The sequence below is a fragment of the Streptomyces sp. GbtcB7 genome (assembly GCF_019091445.1).
Taxonomy (GTDB): Bacteria; Actinomycetota; Actinomycetes; order Streptomycetales; family Streptomycetaceae; genus Streptomyces; species Streptomyces mirabilis.
Window position 1 is genome coordinate 1 of record NZ_JAGXJM010000047.1, and the last position, 15,171, is coordinate 15,171.

Here is a 15,171-nt window from a genome sequence, read left to right on the forward strand (position 1 = left end):
CCCGTTGCCAGGCCCGCCCGCCCCGCCCCACGCCAGCCCGCCCCCCACGCCCGCCGCCGCCCCCCCCCCCGCCGCCAGACCGCCCCCCCCCCCACCCCCGCCGCCAGGCCGTCCCTCACCCCCGCCGCCAGGCCGCCCCCGACCCCCAACACCGCGCCGCCCCCACCCCCGAACACCCAGTGACGCAGGTCACATCAGATCTCTGGGAATGCGGGAAATAACCGGGGACCGTTTCCCCGTTTAGCCATGTGTCCGAGCGAAACGGGGACGGATTCCCCGGATCGCGCCACAGTCTTCCTACACCTACGTCTGAGGAGTACGCCGTGGAGACCGCCACCCCCGTGAAGCGTCGCGTGCCCCGGCCCCGCGCCGATGCCCTGCGCAACCGGGAGCGGATCGTCGCCGCCGCGCGTGAGATGTTCGTCGAGTTCGGCCCCGACGTGCCGTTCGACGAGATCGCCCGCCGCGCCGGTGTCGGCAACGCCACGGTGTACCGCAACTTCCCGGACCGCGACGCGCTCGCGCGGGAAGTCGTCTGCTCGGTCATGGACCGCACGTCGGAGTGGATCGAGTCGGCTCTCATGGAGGGCGGCGACGCCTTCCAGGCGCTGAGCGACTTCGTGCACTTCGCGGCGGACGAGCGGATCGGCGCCCTGTGCCCCATGCTCTCCGAAGCCTTCGACCAGCACCACCCGGATCTGTTCGCCGCACGCGAGCGGACCATGGAGTTGGTCGACGCGCTGATGAGGCGTGCCCGCGAGGCCGGACAGTTGCGGCCCGACGTCGAGTCAGGTGACCTCATGGTCGCCGTCAGTCAGCTCACCCGGCCGCTGCCCGGCACCGCGTGCCAGGGCATCGACCGCTTCGTGCACCGTCATCTGCAGCTGTTCCTGGACGGTCTGCGGGCACCGGCCCGCTCCGTACTGCCCGGAGTGGCGGCCACCGTGGAGGATCTGCGAACAGCCTGACCAGCAGCCCGATCAGCCCGATCAGCCCGACCGATGAGATCGGCGCGCCGCGCCAGTCCTTAGTCCGACAAGCTTCCGGAGGCTTGCGGCCGTCGACGACGACGAGCCGTCGGCTCCCGTGACCTTCCCTCACCTTTTTCACTGCGAAGTACCGGAGTGGGTATCCCCATGTCTGAAACAGGCACCTCAGCCTCGGCGAAGTCGGCGGCCGAACTCGCCGACGCACACAGCAACCGCTGGAAAGCGCTCGCGTTCATCGCGCTCGCCCAGCTGATGGTCGTCCTCGACGCGACCATCGTGAACATCGCGCTGCCCTCCGCCCAGCAGGACCTGGGGATATCGGACGGCAACCGTCAGTGGGTCATCACGGCCTACGCCCTCGCCTTCGGTGGTCTGCTGCTCTTCGGCGGCCGTATCGCCGACCTGTGGGGCCGCAAGCGCACCTTCGTCACCGGTCTGATCGGCTTCGCGGGCGCCTCCGCCATCGGCGGCGCCGCGCAGAGCGAGGCGATGCTGCTCGGCGCCCGCGCCCTGCAGGGCGCCTTCGGTGCCCTCCTGGCCCCCGCCGCGCTCTCGCTGCTCGCGGTGATGTTCACCGACGCCAAGGAGCGCGCCAAGGCGTTCGGCATCTACGGTGCGATCGCCGGTGGCGGTGGCGCCGTCGGCCTGATCCTTGGCGGCTTCCTCACCGAGTACCTGAACTGGCGCTGGACGTTCTTCGTGAACATCCCGTTCGCGATCATCGCCGCCCTGGGCGCGTACTTCGTCATCCGTGAGCCGGCCGGCGGCCGCAACCGCTCGCCGCTCGACATCCCCGGTGTCGTCCTCTCCACCCTGGGTCTGGTCTCCCTGGTCTACGGCTTCACCCGTGCCGAGTCCAACGGCTGGAGCGACTCCACCACCATCGGTCTGTTCGTCGCCTCGGCGGTGCTGCTCGCGGCCTTCGTGTTCACCGAGTCCAAGGTCAAGGCCCCGCTGCTGCCCCTGCGCGTCATCACCGAGCGCAACCGCGGCGGTGTCTACCTCTCGCTCGGCCTCGCGATCATCGCGATGTTCGGCCTGTTCCTGTTCCTGACCTACTACCTGCAGATCGTGAAGGGCTACTCGCCGGTCAAGACCGGCTTCGCCTTCCTGCCGATGATCGCGGGCATGATCACGGGCTCCACCCAGATCGGCGCCCGTCTGATGACCCGCGTCCCGCCGCGGCTGCTGATGGCACCGGGCTTCGCCCTGGCCGCCGTGGGCATGCTGCTGCTGACCCAGATGGAGGTCAACTCCTCCTACGCGGGTCTGCTGCTCCCGGCCCAGCTGCTGCTCGGCCTCGGTATGGGTACGGCGTTCATGCCCGCCATGTCCCTGGCCACGTACGGTGTCCAGCCGAAGGACGCCGGTGTCGCCTCCGCGATGGTCAACACCTCGCAGCAGGTGGGCGGCGCGATCGGTACGGCCCTGCTGAACACGATCGCCGCCTCGGCGACCACCTCGTACATCAAGGACCACATCGCCGGTGCCACCTCCAAGCCGCAGCAGCAGCTCGTCCAGCTGCAGGGCATGGTGAACGGCTACACCAACGCCATCTGGTTCGCCGTCGGCATCCTGGTGGTCGCGGCCACGATCGCCGCGACCCTCGTCAACACCGGCCGCCCGGACATGTCCGCGGCCGCCGGCGCGGGCGACGGTGTCGAGGACGAGGTCAAGGTGCCGGTGATCGCCCACTGATCACCCGTACCGCCCGTACCGTCGCTGGTACCTCCGGTGCTTCAGGTGCTTCGAGTACGGGCGCGGGGTGGGGACGCCTCGCCCGTACGATTCCCAGGGTCCGCCCCGGTTCCGAGTTCATCGGGACCGGGGCGGACCCGCGTCCGCCCCCGGGTCAACCCGCCCCCCGGGTCAACCCGCCCCCCGGGTCAACCCGCCCCCCGGTCAACCCGTCAGCCCGGTCAGCCCGGTCACCCCGTCAACCCGATCAACGCAGCCAAGGCAGGTCCGCGCCCGCGTCCTTCGGCTGCAGCCCCTCGGCGATGATCCGCATGGCCTCGCCGAGGGCTTTGTGCTGTTCGGGCGTGAGCCGGTCGAAGAAGGCCTGCCGTACGGCGTCGACATGGCCCGGCGCTGCCTTGCTCAGCACCTCGTAACCGGCGTCGGTGAGGACGGCGAACTGGCCCCGCTTGTCGGAGGGGCAGTCCTCGCGGCGCACCCACCCGTTCTTCTCCAGGCGGGCGATCGCGTGCGAGAGGCGCGAGCGGGTGATCTTCGCGTTCATGGCCAGCTCGGTCATGCGCAGCCTTCTGCGCGGCGCCTCGACGAGCTGGACGAGCAGTCCGTAATAGACGTGCGGCATGCCCGCGTCGCGCTGCAGCTGACGGTCGAGATGGTCCTCGAGGAGGGTGGCGGCGTTCATGTACGCACGCCAGGTGCGCTGTTCCTCGTCGGTGAGCCAGCGCGGCTCTTCAGCGGATGCGGATGCCGTAGTCATGTACTCCACTGTACGAGCCCCTTCTTGAATATTAAACAAATCGCGAGTAGTGTTCCGCGTGGAAGCTTGAGACTTCAAATAACTTCCCAATCGGTCTTACGATGGACCCCCCGGAGGGAGTAGCCGCCATGTCTGTCGCCACGTCTGCCGTCACCGAGGGGCGTGCCCCGCAGAAGCGCATGCCCGCCCTCTACCTCAGTCATGGCGCTCCGCCGCTCGCCGACGACCCGATCTGGCCCGGAGAGCTGGCCGCCTGGTCCGCCGAACTGCCCCGTCCCAAGGCGATCCTGATGGTCTCCGCCCACTGGGAGGAGGCCCCGCTGGCCCTCGGCGCGGTCCAGACCGTACCGCTCGTCTACGACTTCTGGGGCTTCCCCGAGCACTACTACCAGGTCCGGTACGCGGCCCCCGGCGCCCCCCAACTCGCCGAGTCCGTACGGAAGCTGCTGCGCGCCCCGGGCATTCCCGTCCAGGACATCCCGGACCGCGGCCTCGACCACGGCGCCTACGTCCCCCTGGTCGAGATGTTCCCCGACGCCGACATCCCTGTCCTGCAGATCTCCATGCCGACCCTCGATCCGGTGAAGCTGATGGAGATCGGACGCAAGCTGGCGCCGCTGCGCGACGAGGGCGTCCTGATCGTGGGCTCCGGCTTCTTCACCCACAACCTGGCCGCGCTGCGTCAGGGCGGCGTCCCCTCCTGGTCGGTCGAGTTCGACGACTGGGGCCACCGCGCCCTGGACGCCCGTGACTGGGACGCCCTGCTCGACTTCGGCCACAAGTCCCCGGCCGGCCTGCTCGCCCACCCCCGCACCGAGCACTTCGCCCCGCTCTTCGTGACGATGGGCGCGGCGGACGCCACGGGCGAGCTGGACGAGCAGCGGTCGGTGATCGACGGGTTCTGGCTGGGGCTGGCCAAGCGGTCGGTTCAGTTCGGCTGATCCAGAGGTCTTTCATCCGGAGGTCCTTCAGCCAGTGGTCCTTGGGCTAGAGGTCCTTCTCGTACCAGGCCACATCCCAGTACCGGCCGAACTTCCGGCCCACCTCCCGGTACGTACCGACGTACCGGAACCCGAAGCGTTCGTGCAGCCGCACGGACGCTTCGTTGGGTTGGGCGATGCCCGCGTAGGCGCGGTGCACGTCCTCGTCGGCGAGCGCCTCGAAGAGGGCCTTGTAGAGCAGTGTGCCGACGCCCCGGCCGCCCGCGTCCGGGGCGAGGTAGATGGTGACCTCGACGGAGGTGGCGTAGGCGGGCTTGGGGCGGAAGGGGCTGGATGTGGCGTATCCCAGAATGCGCTGTGCGTTCCCGGGAACCCCCTGTGAGTCCGTGTCCGTTGCAACCATCAGGCGGTGCGGGCCGTCTTCAGGGTGGGAGAGCAGCCAAGGGCGACGCTCTTCCGAGGTGAAGACGGCAGTGTCGAATGTGATGGGCGTCTCGCGAACGTAGTGATTGTAGATGGCCGTGAGAGCGTCGAGGTCGGCCTCGACTCCTGGCCTGACCTGCACCTCTGTACGTTCCGTTGACATCCGACCTCCCTCTGTGGCGGCACAGGGTACTGCATGATCAGAAAAATAGGGGGGCGGGTTGGGAATTCTGTCCGGATTCCAGTCGTTGTTTCCTTCGGATGCCGGGCACTCGGAAGAGTGTCCGAGCCGCCACTAGGACCCGCAAGCCCACCATCGCAAGGGAGCACGCATGGCAACCCGTGCCGTCGCCCGTCGTCAGTCCGCCACCGGCGAGACCACCGACGCGGCACGCAGTGTTCGCGCCGTAGGCGGCGAAATCGCCGACCGCGACCTGGTCGGCATGTACCTCGACGAGATCGCGCGTACGCCGCTGCTCGACGCCGCCAAGGAAGTCGAGCTGTCCCAGATCATCGAGGCGGGTGTGTTCGCTCGGCAGATCCTCGACGACGAGGTCGATGCCCCCAAGGCGGACGCGACCCGCGAGGAGCTCGAGGCGCTGGTCGCCGAGGGGGAGCGGGCCAAGGACGTCTTCATCCGCTCCAACCTGCGGCTGGTCGTCGCCGTGGCCCGGCGGTATCCCCGTAGCGGCCTGCCCCTGCTCGACCTGATCCAGGAGGGCAACGCGGGCCTGGTGCGCGCGGTCGAGAAGTTCGACTACCGCAAGGGCTTCAAGTTCTCGACGTACGCCACGTGGTGGATCCGTCAGGCCATCACCCGCTCCATCGCCGACCAGTCGCGCACGATCCGCCTCCCCGTGCACCTGGTCGAGGAGCTGGGCCGGATCCGTCGCGTGCAGCGCGAGTTCAACCGCAAGAACGGGCGCGAGCCCGAGCACGCGGAGATCGCCGCCGAGCTGGACTCGACCCCGGAGCGTGTGACGGACGTCCTGGACTGGGCCCGCGACCCGGTCTCGTTGAACATGTCGGTGGACGACGACGGTGACACCCAGTTCGGTGACCTCCTCGAGGACACCTCCGCGGTCTCGCCCGAGCAGTCCGTCCTCACCCTGTTGCGCAGCGAGGAGCTCGACGACCTGATCGGCCGCCTCGACCAGCGCACGGCCTCGATCATCAAGATGAGGTACGGCATCGACGACGGCCGGGAGCGCACGCTCACGGAGGTCGGCAAGGAGCACGGGCTCACCCGTGAGCGCATCCGCCAGATCGAGAAGCACGCGCTGCTGGAGCTGAAGAAGCTGGCCCGCGACACCGGTTTTGACGCGGCGGCTTAAGAATGTCCGCGGTTCATGCGGTTTGCGTGGTTCATGTGGTTGGTGTGACACGTATGGTTCGTACGGGTTCGACGGATCTGACGGATCCGATGGCCCGAGGTCGGCCATAAGTCGACCGGACATGGCCATGTAACGCCGCTTAACTCGCTGGGCTCTGGGCACAAGACTTCAGGGCCCAGGGTTCAGGGTCCCGGGGCGCAGCCCCAAGACCCCCCAGAACCGAGTCCCGACGCACTCCCCCCCCGCGCCGGGACTCTCCAGAGCCGAGCTTCGGCGCCTTCCCCCCCCTGGCGCCGGGGCTCGGCTCCTTTTTGTGCAGTTTTTTGTGCAGGGTTCGGCAGGATTGGTCGGGGCTCGTCCGGGGATGGGACGGGGTTCGTTCGGGGGTGGTTCGGGCCTCGCTCCGGGGGGGGCGGTGGTTTTCGGGCAGGCCGACGGGCCACCCCGTACCTGAACCCCGGGGTGACCCGGATGGCAGATTGTGCCACAGAGGCATAACCTGCCGTCCGTGACCGGTACCGACCGCGCGGCCGCCGCTCCCGGGCTCTCGCTCATGGAGCGACGCAAGGCCGCCACCCGGATGGAGATCGCGCGGGCCGCGGCCGGGCTCTTCATGAGGCACGGTCTGCGCGCCACCCGAGCCGAGGACATCGCCCGCGCCGCCGGTGTCGCGCCACGCACCTTCTACCGCTACTTCGCCAGCAAGGAAGAGTGCCTCGCCCCGCTCTTCTCCGCGGGCGTCGAGAAGTGGGCCGAGGCTGTACGTGACGCCCCGGCCGACCTGTCCGTGCCGGAGGCGCTTCGCCACGCCGTCGTCCAGACCCTCACCCCGGGCGTCGGGGTGCGACCGGAGTCCATGGACTGGGTCCGCGCTCTGCTCCGGTTGGCCGAGGGGAGCCCGGCGCTGCTGAGGGTGTGGAGCGAGGCGTGTCAGGGGGCGGAGCGGACGCTGGCGCGGGTACTGGAGGCGAGGGCTTCCATGGCGGGCGGCGGGGCGGAGTTCCGGCTCGGTGCCGCCGTGGCCGGTGCGGCGGTTCGCGTGGCGGTGGAGGCCTGGGCCGCCGGTGACGAGCCGGCCGACGGTCTCGCCGGACCGGTCGCGCTCGCGGTACGCCACCTGGAAGCGCTGCGTGACTTCCCCTGGGGCACCGCGTGACTTCCCCCGGGGGAGCCGTGTGAGCGCGCCGCGGACCGGTCAGGCCCGCGCGGGGCTCACCCGGCCCTGACGCCGCGCCCTTCCCGGCGACCGCCCCCCGACCCGTTTCCCGACCCGCCCCCCGAGCCGCCCGCCGACCCGTCTCCCGCCCCGCCCGCCGCCCGAGTCAGGCGCCCGCCCAACTCCCGTACGCACTCCACCAGTTCCGCCGGCCGTCGCACCGTGAACTCGCAGTCGACCATCGCGAGCCGTACCGCCAGCCACTCCACGGAGTCCCCGGCGGAGGAACGCAGCAGACAGTTGCGCTCGTCGATCGGCTCGGGCGCGCCGAACCACTTGGGCAGGCGGGCCGCGACGAACGCGGCGGGCGCGGCGAAGGTGACCTCGAAGTCGTACGTCTCCTGGCGTCCGTACATCGACTGCCGCAGGTACTCGGCCGCGTTCCCCGTCGGCAGTTCGCGTGGCGTGAAACGGACGCCGGTCGCGAAGGGCTCGGCGATCCGGTCGACGCGGAAGGTGCGCCAGTCGTCGCGGTCGAGGTCGTAGGCGACGAGGTACCAGCGACGGCCGGTGGAGACGAGGCGGTAGGGCTCGGCCAGGCGTCGTGAGGGGGTGTCGTCCCCCGAGCGGTAGGCGAACCGCAGCCGTTCCCGCCCGGTCACCGACGCGGCGATCACGGTCAGCGTCTCGGGCGCGATGCTCGCCCCGTCCCCGCTGGTCAGCGGGGTGGTCGCGGCCTGGAGCGTGGACACACGGTGGCGCAGCCGGGACGGCAGCACCTGCTCCAGTTTGGCGAGGGCCCGTACGGAGGCCTCGTCGACGCCCTCGACCGCGTGCCCGGCGCCGGCCCGCAGCCCCACCGCGATCGCCACCGCCTCCTCGTCGTCGAGCACGAGCGGCGGCATCGCCTTGCCCGCCACCAGCCGGTACCCGCCGTCGGCCCCCTTCGTCGCCTGCACCGGATAACCCAGCTCCCGGAGCCGGTCGATGTCGCGGCGGACGGTACGCCGGGACACGCCCAGCCGCTCGGAGAGCTCGCCGCCGGGCCATTCGCGGGGCGTCTGGAGGAGGGAGAGCAGCTGGAGGAGTCGGGCCGGGGTGTCCGTCGTCATGTTTCCCAGGGTGCCGCACATCTAGGACGTGATCTGACCTAATGGGGGCCTACCTTCAAGCCATGACCTCCACCGAGACCACTCTCAGCAGTCCGGCCGAGCCGCCGCAGGGCCCGGCAGCCGTGGCCGACCGACGGCGCTGGTTCGCGCTCGCCATCGTGATGACCGCGGCCTTCATGGACCTGGTCGACGTCACGATCGTCAACATCGCGATTCCCTCGATCAAGCGGGACGAGGGCGCGTCCTTCAGCCAGATCCAGTGGATCACCGCCGGCTACGCGCTCGCCTTCGCCGCCGGGCTCATCACCGGTGGACGGCTCGGCGACATCCACGGCCGCAAGCGGCTCTTCCTGGTCGGCATAGGCGGCTTCACGATCGCCTCCGCGCTGTGCGGCTTCGCCGCCAACCCGGAGATGCTCGTCGCCTCGCGCATCCTGCAGGGCGGGATGGCCGCGCTGATGGTGCCCCAGGTGCTGTCGATCGTGCACGCGACCTTCCCGGCGCACGAGCGGGGCAAGGTCTTCGGTCTCTTCGGAGCGATCGTCGGCCTGGGCGCGGTGTCCGGCCCTCTGCTCGGCGCGCTGCTCACCGAGTGGAACCTCTTCGGTCTCGAGTGGCGGCCGATCTTCCTCATCAACCTGCCGGTGGGCATCGCCGCGCTGATCCTGGGACGACGCTTCATCAGCGAGTCCAAGGCCCCGAAGGCCCTCAAGCTCGACCTCGTCGGCGTGGCCCTCGTGACGCTGGGCCTGCTGATGCTGCTCTACCCGCTGACGCGCGGGCGTGAGCTGGGCTGGCCGCTGTGGGGGTACGTGTCGATGGGCGGCGCCCTCCTGGTCTTCGCGGCGTTGGTGGCGTACGAGCGGCGGAAGGCGGCGCGGGACGGTTCGCCCCTGGTCGAGCTGTCGCTGTTCAAGGTGAAGAGCTTCGCCGCGGGCATCGCCGTCCAGACCGTCTTCGGGGTCGGCCTCGGCATCTTCTTCCTGGTCTGGACGCTGTACATGCAGGTTGGCCTGGGCTGGAGCCCGCTGCGGGCGGGTCTGACCGGGGTCCCGTTCTCGATCGCGGTCTCGGCCGCGGCGGGCATGTCGGTGCAGCTGCTCGTCCCGCGCTTCGGGCGCAAGGTGCTCCAGGCCGGCGCGCTGATCATGGCGGCCGGGGTGCTGCTCTACATCTGGGAGTCCGAGCGGTACGGCCTGTCCATCGCCTCCTGGCAGATGGCGCTTCCGCTGGTCGTCATGGGCGCGGGCATGGGCTTCATCGTGGCGCCGCTGACCGACGCGGTGCTGTCGGAGGTCCCGCGCGAGCACTCCGGTTCGGCGTCCGGCCTCATCAACACCGTGCAGCAGATGGGCAACGCGCTCGGACTCGGCCTGGTGTCCGTGGTCTTCTTCGGCGAGATCGGCGACCACCTGACCGCCGCCCAGGTGGGCCCGGCCTTCGTCAACGGCTTCCAGCACGCGCTGGGCTGGGTCGTGGGGGTGATGGTGGCGATCTTCCTCCTGATGTTCGCGCTGCCGAAGCGGCCGGCGCAGCATGTCGAGGGGGCGGAGGACACCGCGGTCGGCGAGCAGGAGAGCGCGAACCCGGCGGCGGGCGCCCCGGCGTCCGGCAGTGAGCCGGCGTTGATGGGCTGACGTTCTGGTGCTGATGCCCTCGTGCTGATGCCCTCGTGCTGATGTCCTGGTGCTGACGTCCTGGTTGTGTGCCCGTTCTCCGCGTGGGGGACGGGCACCTCTCGTTGCGGATCCTGGCGGATGACGTCCTCCGGCGCGGGGTCCGTCACAGCGGCATCGGATCGATGTCGCAGTCTGCTCGGTGGTCCCGATCGGCAGCCTCGCCGACCGCCGGGTGTCCGCTGCCCAGGGTGCGCAGGAGACGGTTGCGGGTGTCGCTGCGCAGTGCCTCCGCCTCCTCGACGCGTCCCACGGCCCGCAGGTCCATCGCGAGGTTCGCGGCACAGGCCAGGGTGGAGGGGTGGTCGGCGTCGAAGACCTCCCGGAATCCGCGCAGCGTTTCTGTGTCGAGGCTCAGCGCGCCGGCCGTGTCGCCGAGGGCGTAGTGGTCGCTGGCGAGATTGGTCCTGCATACGAGCGTCGAGGGGTGCGTCGCGCCCAGCGTCTCCGTGAGCTGCTCCAGCGCCGCGGCGTCGATGTATCGCGCGGCCGCCGGGTCGCCCAGCCGTCGATGGGTGATCGCGAGGTTCACGGCGGCGGACAGGGCGTGCGGATGGTGCTTGCCGTAGGTGTCCTCGTAGCGACGGCAGATCTCGGTACCCAGGCGCAGCGCCTCCTCCACGTTCCCTCGGTGCCGCAAATGAATGGGCAGCTCAAGGGTGGCAGCCATGGACTCGGGGTTGTGGTCGCCGTACCGGCGCACGAGCTCGGCGCGGATGCGCTCCGCCGTCCCTGCGGACTCCTCGTGCTCTCCTGCCTTGCGCAGCGCGACAGCGAGGAGGCGGATGCAGGACAAGGTGAACGGATTGCTGTCGGCGAACAATGTGGTGGCCTGCTGGGTGATCTCGCGGTGGTAGGTCAACGCGGTCTCGTAGTAACCGAGTTCGCGGAGGTCGACGATCATCCCGAGCCAGGTGCCCAGCGAGGCGATGTGGTCCTGGCCGAAGATCATTGCGCGTTTGCGCCAGGTCTGCTAGTCCAGTTCGTAGGCGCGGGCGAACTCGCCCACCAGGCGCAGGCTCACGCCGAGGTTGTGCGCTGCCCGCAGTGTCTCCGGGTCTTCAGGACCGAGGAGCTGCAGGTACTGCTGGTGCACGGAGTCGGAGAGTTCGAGGGCCTCAGCGAAAGCGCCGCGCACGCGGTGGTCTATGGCGACGTTGCCGAGCGCGTCGAACGTGTCCTGGTGGTGGGGGCCCAGCGACCTGAGATAGGCCTCCAACGTCGTCGCGTTGAGCTCGGCGGCCTCCTTGTAGCGGCCCATACTGAACTGGAGGAACCCCAGCCAGCGGGCGATCTGCAAGGTCTGGGTGTGTTCCTCGCCCAGCCGACGGGACCAGTTCTCGTAAGCGGAACGGGCGAGTTCCAGGCAGGACCCGTAGTCGCCGTAGCGCAGGAGGTACGTGACCTCGTTCATCACCAGTCGGCGTACCCAGGACTCGTCGGAGTCCACCGCGCCGGAGACGACCACGTGAGGGTAGAGGGTGCCGTAACGCTCCCAGCGGAGAGCGTTGCCGGGATCGTTGGGGTCGCTCGCCACCAGCAGCATGTGCGCCCCGTGCCGCATGGTGGCCCGGTCCTCCTCCGTCATCCGGAACTGCAGAGCCGCCTGCACCAGCCGGTGCATCTGCAGGGAGTGGGTGCGGTGGTCGAAGCGGGCCAGGGAGTAGCGGCCGATGTCGCGGATGGCCCGGCCGAGCCGGATCGGATCCTCCAGGGCGGCATCCAGCTCGGGGCGGATGGGACGGTGCGGCGTCTGCATGAACATGGTTCGCGGGATGGGTTCGGGCGCGTAGAAGGAGCACACCTGAAGCAGCTGGTACGCGGCCGGGCTCTTGGCCTCCAGCCGGTCCAGGGAGATGTTCCAGGCGGCTATCACCGGATGCTGGTTGCCGAGCGGCGCGGTGCCGTGCAGCAGGTCCGCGCGCTTCTCGTCGAGCAGCCGAAGGTACTCGTCCACGGGCATGCCCGTCTCCGCGTGCCAGGCGGCGGCCTGCTCGATGGCGAGCGGCAGGTCACCGAGTGTCTCCGCGAGCCGGTCGGCCTCCGCGTCGCTGATCTCCGGGCCGCGTATGCGCAGCAGCTGTTTGCTCTCCTCCCGCATGAAGACGTCGACCTCCAGCGGCCGGGCGACGGAGGCCCATTGGGGATTGCGCGAGGTGACGAGGATGTTGCCCGGTCCTCCGGCCGGGAAGAACTGCCGTACGGATTCCGGGCTTTCGGCGTTGTCGAAGACCAGGATCCAGTGGGCGTAGGGCACGCCGATGCGCAGCGCCTCCAGGACCGAGGCGACGGTCGACGAGGCGTCGGACCCGGTCGGCAGGCCCAGGCGCGGTGCCAGTTCCATCAAGGACAGGGAGATCTGCGCGGTGCGTTCCGCGGAGATCCACCAGACCACGTCGTACTCCGCCATACGGCGGTAGAGGTACTCGACGGCCAGCAGGCTCTTGCCGACGCCGCCCATGCCGTGCAGCGTGTGGGGCAGCACGGCGGTCGCCTTCTCCCGCCGCAGCCGCTGGTGCAGCCTGTCGAGGAGTTCCTCGCGGCCCGTGAAGTTCGGATTCCTGGGTGGGATGGTTCCCCAGACCGTGGGGGTGCCGGCGACGGGGCGTGAGGCGAACAAGTGAGCCGGGCGGTCGGTGGGTAAGGGGGGTCGCGGTGGCAGACCCTGCGCCCGGGACGGTGCCGGGGAGGACGCGGACCGGACGGCGCGTTCCCGCACCAGCTCACTGACGGCGTCGGCCGTCCGGCTGGGGCCCTCCAGCAGTGACACCGAGTCGGCCAGCGCGGACAGTCCGTGGTTGTCCGCGTTCTCCTCGCGGACGCAGAACCGCACCAGTTCGAGCAGCTGCAGCTGCGTGGTCGCCTGTTCCCGCAGGACCACCGGCCGCCCCAGCCGGTCGCCGATCAGCTCGGCCAGCATCGCGCGGGCGCCGCGGTCGCCCAGGACCGGGGAATCGCACAGCGCCTGGACCACGGCCTGCTGCCAGTCATGGTCCGGGCGGGCGCGGAGACCGTCCCTGTCCACAACACCCCCCGAGAAGTTGTGTCCCAGAGTCCAGGATACGGACGCGATGAGACGGCGGCAGGGCTTCTGCGAGGCGGAACGAGCGTGGCGGAGGGCTCACCTCGATGCCCGTTTGTGTCCACCTGACACCCGAACCTGTTTACTTTCCGGAAATCCGGGCGTAGCCTTCGAGCGAAACCACAAGTTCGGGCATCGGCCGCACAGCAATCGGAGGCGAACGGACATGTACGCACCGGAGCGGCAGCAGGAGATCCTCCGGCTTGCCCGTGACGGCGGTCGAGTGGACGTGCTCTCGCTGGCCGAGGAGTTCCAGGTCACCGCGGAGACCATCCGCCGCGATCTGAAGACCCTCGACCGTGCGGGACTCCTGCGGCGGGTGCACGGCGGTGCCATACCGGCCGGGCGGCTGGACTTCGAGCCCGACCTCGCCGAGCGCGAGTCCACCGCGGCCGACGAGAAGGACCGCATCGCACAGGCCGCCGTCGCCGAGCTGCCGGACCAGGGCACGATGATCCTCGACGCGGGCAGCACGGTCGCCCGGCTCGCCGGGGACCTTCCGCTGGAGGCGACGCTCACCGTCGTCACGCACAGCCTGCCGATCGCGGCCCGCCTCGCGGACCACCCCGGCATCCAGCTCCACCTGGTCGGAGGACGCGTCCGGCACCGTACGCGCGCCGCCGTGGACGCCTGGGCGCTGCGCGCGTACGCCGAGATCCGCGCCGACGTCCTGTTCGTCGCGGCCAACGGATTCTCCGCCGAGCACGGACTGACCACCCCCGACCTCGCCGAGGCCGCCGTGAAGCGCGCGGCCATCCGCGCCGCGCGCCGCGTGGTGCTGCTCGCCGACTCCTCCAAGCACGGCCAGGAGCACTTCGCCCGCTTCGGCGACCTGAGCGACGTGGACCTGCTGATCACCGACAGCGGGCTGAGCCCCGAAGACGCCACCGACATCGAGCGCGGTGGCACGGAAGTAGTGCGCGCATGATCCTCACCGTCACCCCCAACCCCTCGCTCGACCGTACGTACGAGGTCCCGTCGCTCGACCGCGGCGAGGTCATCCGGGCCACCGGTGAACGCATGGACCCGGGCGGCAAGGGCGTGAACGTCTCGCGCGCGGTCGCGGCGGCGGGGCAGCGCACGATCGCCGTACTGCCGCTGGGCGGTGCGCCCGGCGCGCTCGTCGCCGAGCTGCTCCACGCGCAGGGCATCGAGGTCGCGCCGGTCCCGGTCACCGGAGCCACCCGCTCGAACATCTCGGTCGCCGAACCGGACGGCACGCTCACGAAGATCAACGCCCCCGGCCCCGAACTCACCGCCGCCGAGGCGGAGCTGCTCCTGGAGACGGTGCGTCAGCAGTATCGTTCCGGCGACACCGACTGGATCACCTGCTGCGGCAGCCTGCCGCGCGGACTCGGTCCTTCCTGGTACGCCGACCTCGTCGCCCGCGCCCACGCGGCTGGCGCCCGGATCGCGCTGGACACCTCCGGCCCCGCGCTGCTAGCGGCGCTGCGCGAGCGGCCCGACGTGGTGAAGCCCAACGCCGAGGAGCTCGCCGAAGCCGTCGGGCGCCCCCTCGTCACCGTCGGTGACGCGGTCAAGGCCGCCGAGGAACTGCGTGAGATGGGCGCCGACGCCGTGCTCGCGAGCCTCGGCGCGGACGGGCAGCTGCTCGTGGACGGCGCGGGCGCCTGGTTCGGCAGCGCACGGGTGGATGCCGTACGCAGCAACGTGGGCGCCGGTGACTCCTCCCTCGCCGGATTCCTGATCGCCGGTGGCCGCGGCCCGGAGGCCCTCGCCTCCGCCGTCGCCCATGGCGCGGCGGCCGTACAGCTGCCGGGCAGTGTGATGCCGGGCCCGGCCGACCTCGACCCCTCCGCCGTGACCGTCACGTCGGAGGTCCCCGCGGACCGCGTACTGACGGAGCCCGTGTCATGACGAACCAAGCTGTCCTGACGAACCTGGCCGTTCTGACGAACCCAGCTGTTCTGACGAACCCGGCCGTTCCGACGAACCCGGCTGTTCCGACGACCGGTACCGCCGCGGTCGCACCCCCTGAACAG

The 15,171-nt window shown here is 70.2% G+C and carries 13 protein-coding genes; 8 read left to right on the forward strand and 5 right to left on the reverse strand.

Annotated elements, in window-relative coordinates; translation table 11 throughout:
• Positions 1 to 323 precede the first annotated feature (323 nt).
• The gene (locus KVT44_RS47055) at positions 324 to 968 is read left to right on the forward strand and encodes a TetR/AcrR family transcriptional regulator (RefSeq protein WP_099922177.1); all 645 of its coding nucleotides are present in this window, start codon (positions 324 to 326) and stop codon (positions 966 to 968) included.
• Between the two features lie 168 nt (positions 969 to 1,136).
• A complete protein-coding gene (locus KVT44_RS47060) occupies positions 1,137 to 2,687 on the forward strand; it encodes an MFS transporter (protein WP_217574440.1) in 1,551 nt (516 codons plus the stop codon).
• Between the two features lie 247 nt (positions 2,688 to 2,934).
• Here the strand turns inward: KVT44_RS47060 and KVT44_RS47065 are convergent, their stop codons facing one another.
• The gene (locus KVT44_RS47065) at positions 2,935 to 3,444 is read right to left on the reverse strand and encodes a MarR family winged helix-turn-helix transcriptional regulator (protein ID WP_067376571.1); all 510 of its coding nucleotides are present in this window, start codon (positions 3,442 to 3,444) and stop codon (positions 2,935 to 2,937) included.
• Positions 3,445 to 3,572: 128 nt separating this feature from the next.
• On the opposite strand from KVT44_RS47065, the gene KVT44_RS47070 reads away from it, so the two are divergent.
• The gene (locus KVT44_RS47070; protein ID WP_217574442.1) at positions 3,573 to 4,385 is read left to right on the forward strand and encodes a dioxygenase; all 813 of its coding nucleotides are present in this window, start codon (positions 3,573 to 3,575) and stop codon (positions 4,383 to 4,385) included.
• 46 nt (positions 4,386 to 4,431) lie between these two features.
• Here the strand turns inward: KVT44_RS47070 and KVT44_RS47075 are convergent, their stop codons facing one another.
• On the reverse strand, positions 4,432 to 4,971 hold the full coding sequence (locus KVT44_RS47075) for a GNAT family N-acetyltransferase (RefSeq protein WP_217574444.1): 540 nt from the start codon (positions 4,969 to 4,971) through the stop codon (positions 4,432 to 4,434).
• 169 nt (positions 4,972 to 5,140) lie between these two features.
• Here KVT44_RS47075 and KVT44_RS47080 point away from each other — a divergent pair, with 169 nt between their 5' ends.
• A complete protein-coding gene (locus KVT44_RS47080; RefSeq protein ID WP_054233096.1) occupies positions 5,141 to 6,142 on the forward strand; it encodes an RNA polymerase sigma factor RpoD/SigA in 1,002 nt (333 codons plus the stop codon).
• A gap of 580 nt (positions 6,143 to 6,722) precedes the next feature.
• Positions 6,723 to 7,298, forward strand: coding sequence for a TetR family transcriptional regulator (locus tag KVT44_RS47085; RefSeq protein ID WP_217574515.1), 576 nt, complete (start codon positions 6,723 to 6,725; stop codon positions 7,296 to 7,298).
• 56 nt (positions 7,299 to 7,354) lie between these two features.
• On the opposite strand, the gene KVT44_RS47090 is transcribed toward KVT44_RS47085, so the two are convergent.
• A complete protein-coding gene (locus KVT44_RS47090; protein WP_217574446.1) occupies positions 7,355 to 8,410 on the reverse strand; it encodes a YafY family protein in 1,056 nt (351 codons plus the stop codon).
• Positions 8,411 to 8,472: 62 nt separating this feature from the next.
• Here KVT44_RS47090 and KVT44_RS47095 point away from each other — a divergent pair, with 62 nt between their 5' ends.
• The gene (locus tag KVT44_RS47095) at positions 8,473 to 10,047 is read left to right on the forward strand and encodes an MFS transporter (RefSeq protein WP_217574447.1); all 1,575 of its coding nucleotides are present in this window, start codon (positions 8,473 to 8,475) and stop codon (positions 10,045 to 10,047) included.
• A 145-nt stretch (positions 10,048 to 10,192) separates the two neighbouring features.
• Here KVT44_RS47095 and KVT44_RS59105 read toward each other — a convergent pair whose 3' ends face one another.
• Positions 10,193 to 11,038: a tetratricopeptide repeat protein gene (locus tag KVT44_RS59105; protein WP_254650851.1), complete on the reverse strand. Its 846-nt coding sequence runs from the start codon at positions 11,036 to 11,038 to the stop codon at positions 10,193 to 10,195.
• A gap of 21 nt (positions 11,039 to 11,059) precedes the next feature.
• Positions 11,060 to 13,111 carry an FxSxx-COOH system tetratricopeptide repeat protein gene (gene fxsT, locus KVT44_RS47100; protein WP_308314310.1) on the reverse strand — a complete coding sequence of 684 codons (2,052 nt, stop codon included), beginning with the start codon at positions 13,109 to 13,111 and terminating at the stop codon, positions 11,060 to 11,062.
• A gap of 223 nt (positions 13,112 to 13,334) precedes the next feature.
• Between fxsT and KVT44_RS47105 the strand changes: the two genes are divergently transcribed.
• Complete coding sequence (locus KVT44_RS47105; protein WP_054233089.1) at positions 13,335 to 14,096, forward strand: DeoR/GlpR family DNA-binding transcription regulator; 762 nt, start codon at positions 13,335 to 13,337, stop codon at positions 14,094 to 14,096.
• Positions 14,093 to 15,046 (forward strand): 1-phosphofructokinase, encoded by a 954-nt coding sequence (gene pfkB, locus KVT44_RS47110; RefSeq protein ID WP_067376394.1) that lies wholly within the window; start codon positions 14,093 to 14,095, stop codon positions 15,044 to 15,046. The genes KVT44_RS47105 and pfkB overlap by 4 nt, the downstream gene beginning before the upstream one ends.
• Positions 15,047 to 15,171 lie beyond the last annotated feature (125 nt).

Bases quoted from the DNA above. Each gene is read 5' to 3' on its own strand.
- KVT44_RS47060 (WP_217574440.1), top strand. From the start codon at position 1,137: ATGTCTGAAACAGGCACCTCAGCCTCGGCGAAGTCGGCGGCCGAACTC.
- KVT44_RS47065 (WP_067376571.1), bottom strand. From the start codon at position 3,444: ATGACTACGGCATCCGCATCCGCTGAAGAGCCGCGCTGGCTCACCGAC.
- KVT44_RS47070 (WP_217574442.1), top strand. From the start codon at position 3,573: ATGTCTGTCGCCACGTCTGCCGTCACCGAGGGGCGTGCCCCGCAGAAG.
- KVT44_RS47075 (WP_217574444.1), bottom strand. From the start codon at position 4,971: ATGTCAACGGAACGTACAGAGGTGCAGGTCAGGCCAGGAGTCGAGGCC.
- KVT44_RS47080 (WP_054233096.1), top strand. From the start codon at position 5,141: ATGGCAACCCGTGCCGTCGCCCGTCGTCAGTCCGCCACCGGCGAGACC.
- KVT44_RS47085 (WP_217574515.1), top strand. From the start codon at position 6,723: ATGGAGATCGCGCGGGCCGCGGCCGGGCTCTTCATGAGGCACGGTCTG.
- KVT44_RS47090 (WP_217574446.1), bottom strand. From the start codon at position 8,410: ATGACGACGGACACCCCGGCCCGACTCCTCCAGCTGCTCTCCCTCCTC.
- KVT44_RS47095 (WP_217574447.1), top strand. From the start codon at position 8,473: ATGACCTCCACCGAGACCACTCTCAGCAGTCCGGCCGAGCCGCCGCAG.
- KVT44_RS59105 (WP_254650851.1), bottom strand. From the start codon at position 11,038: ATGATCTTCGGCCAGGACCACATCGCCTCGCTGGGCACCTGGCTCGGG.
- KVT44_RS47105 (WP_054233089.1), top strand. From the start codon at position 13,335: ATGTACGCACCGGAGCGGCAGCAGGAGATCCTCCGGCTTGCCCGTGAC.
- pfkB (WP_067376394.1), top strand. From the start codon at position 14,093: ATGATCCTCACCGTCACCCCCAACCCCTCGCTCGACCGTACGTACGAG.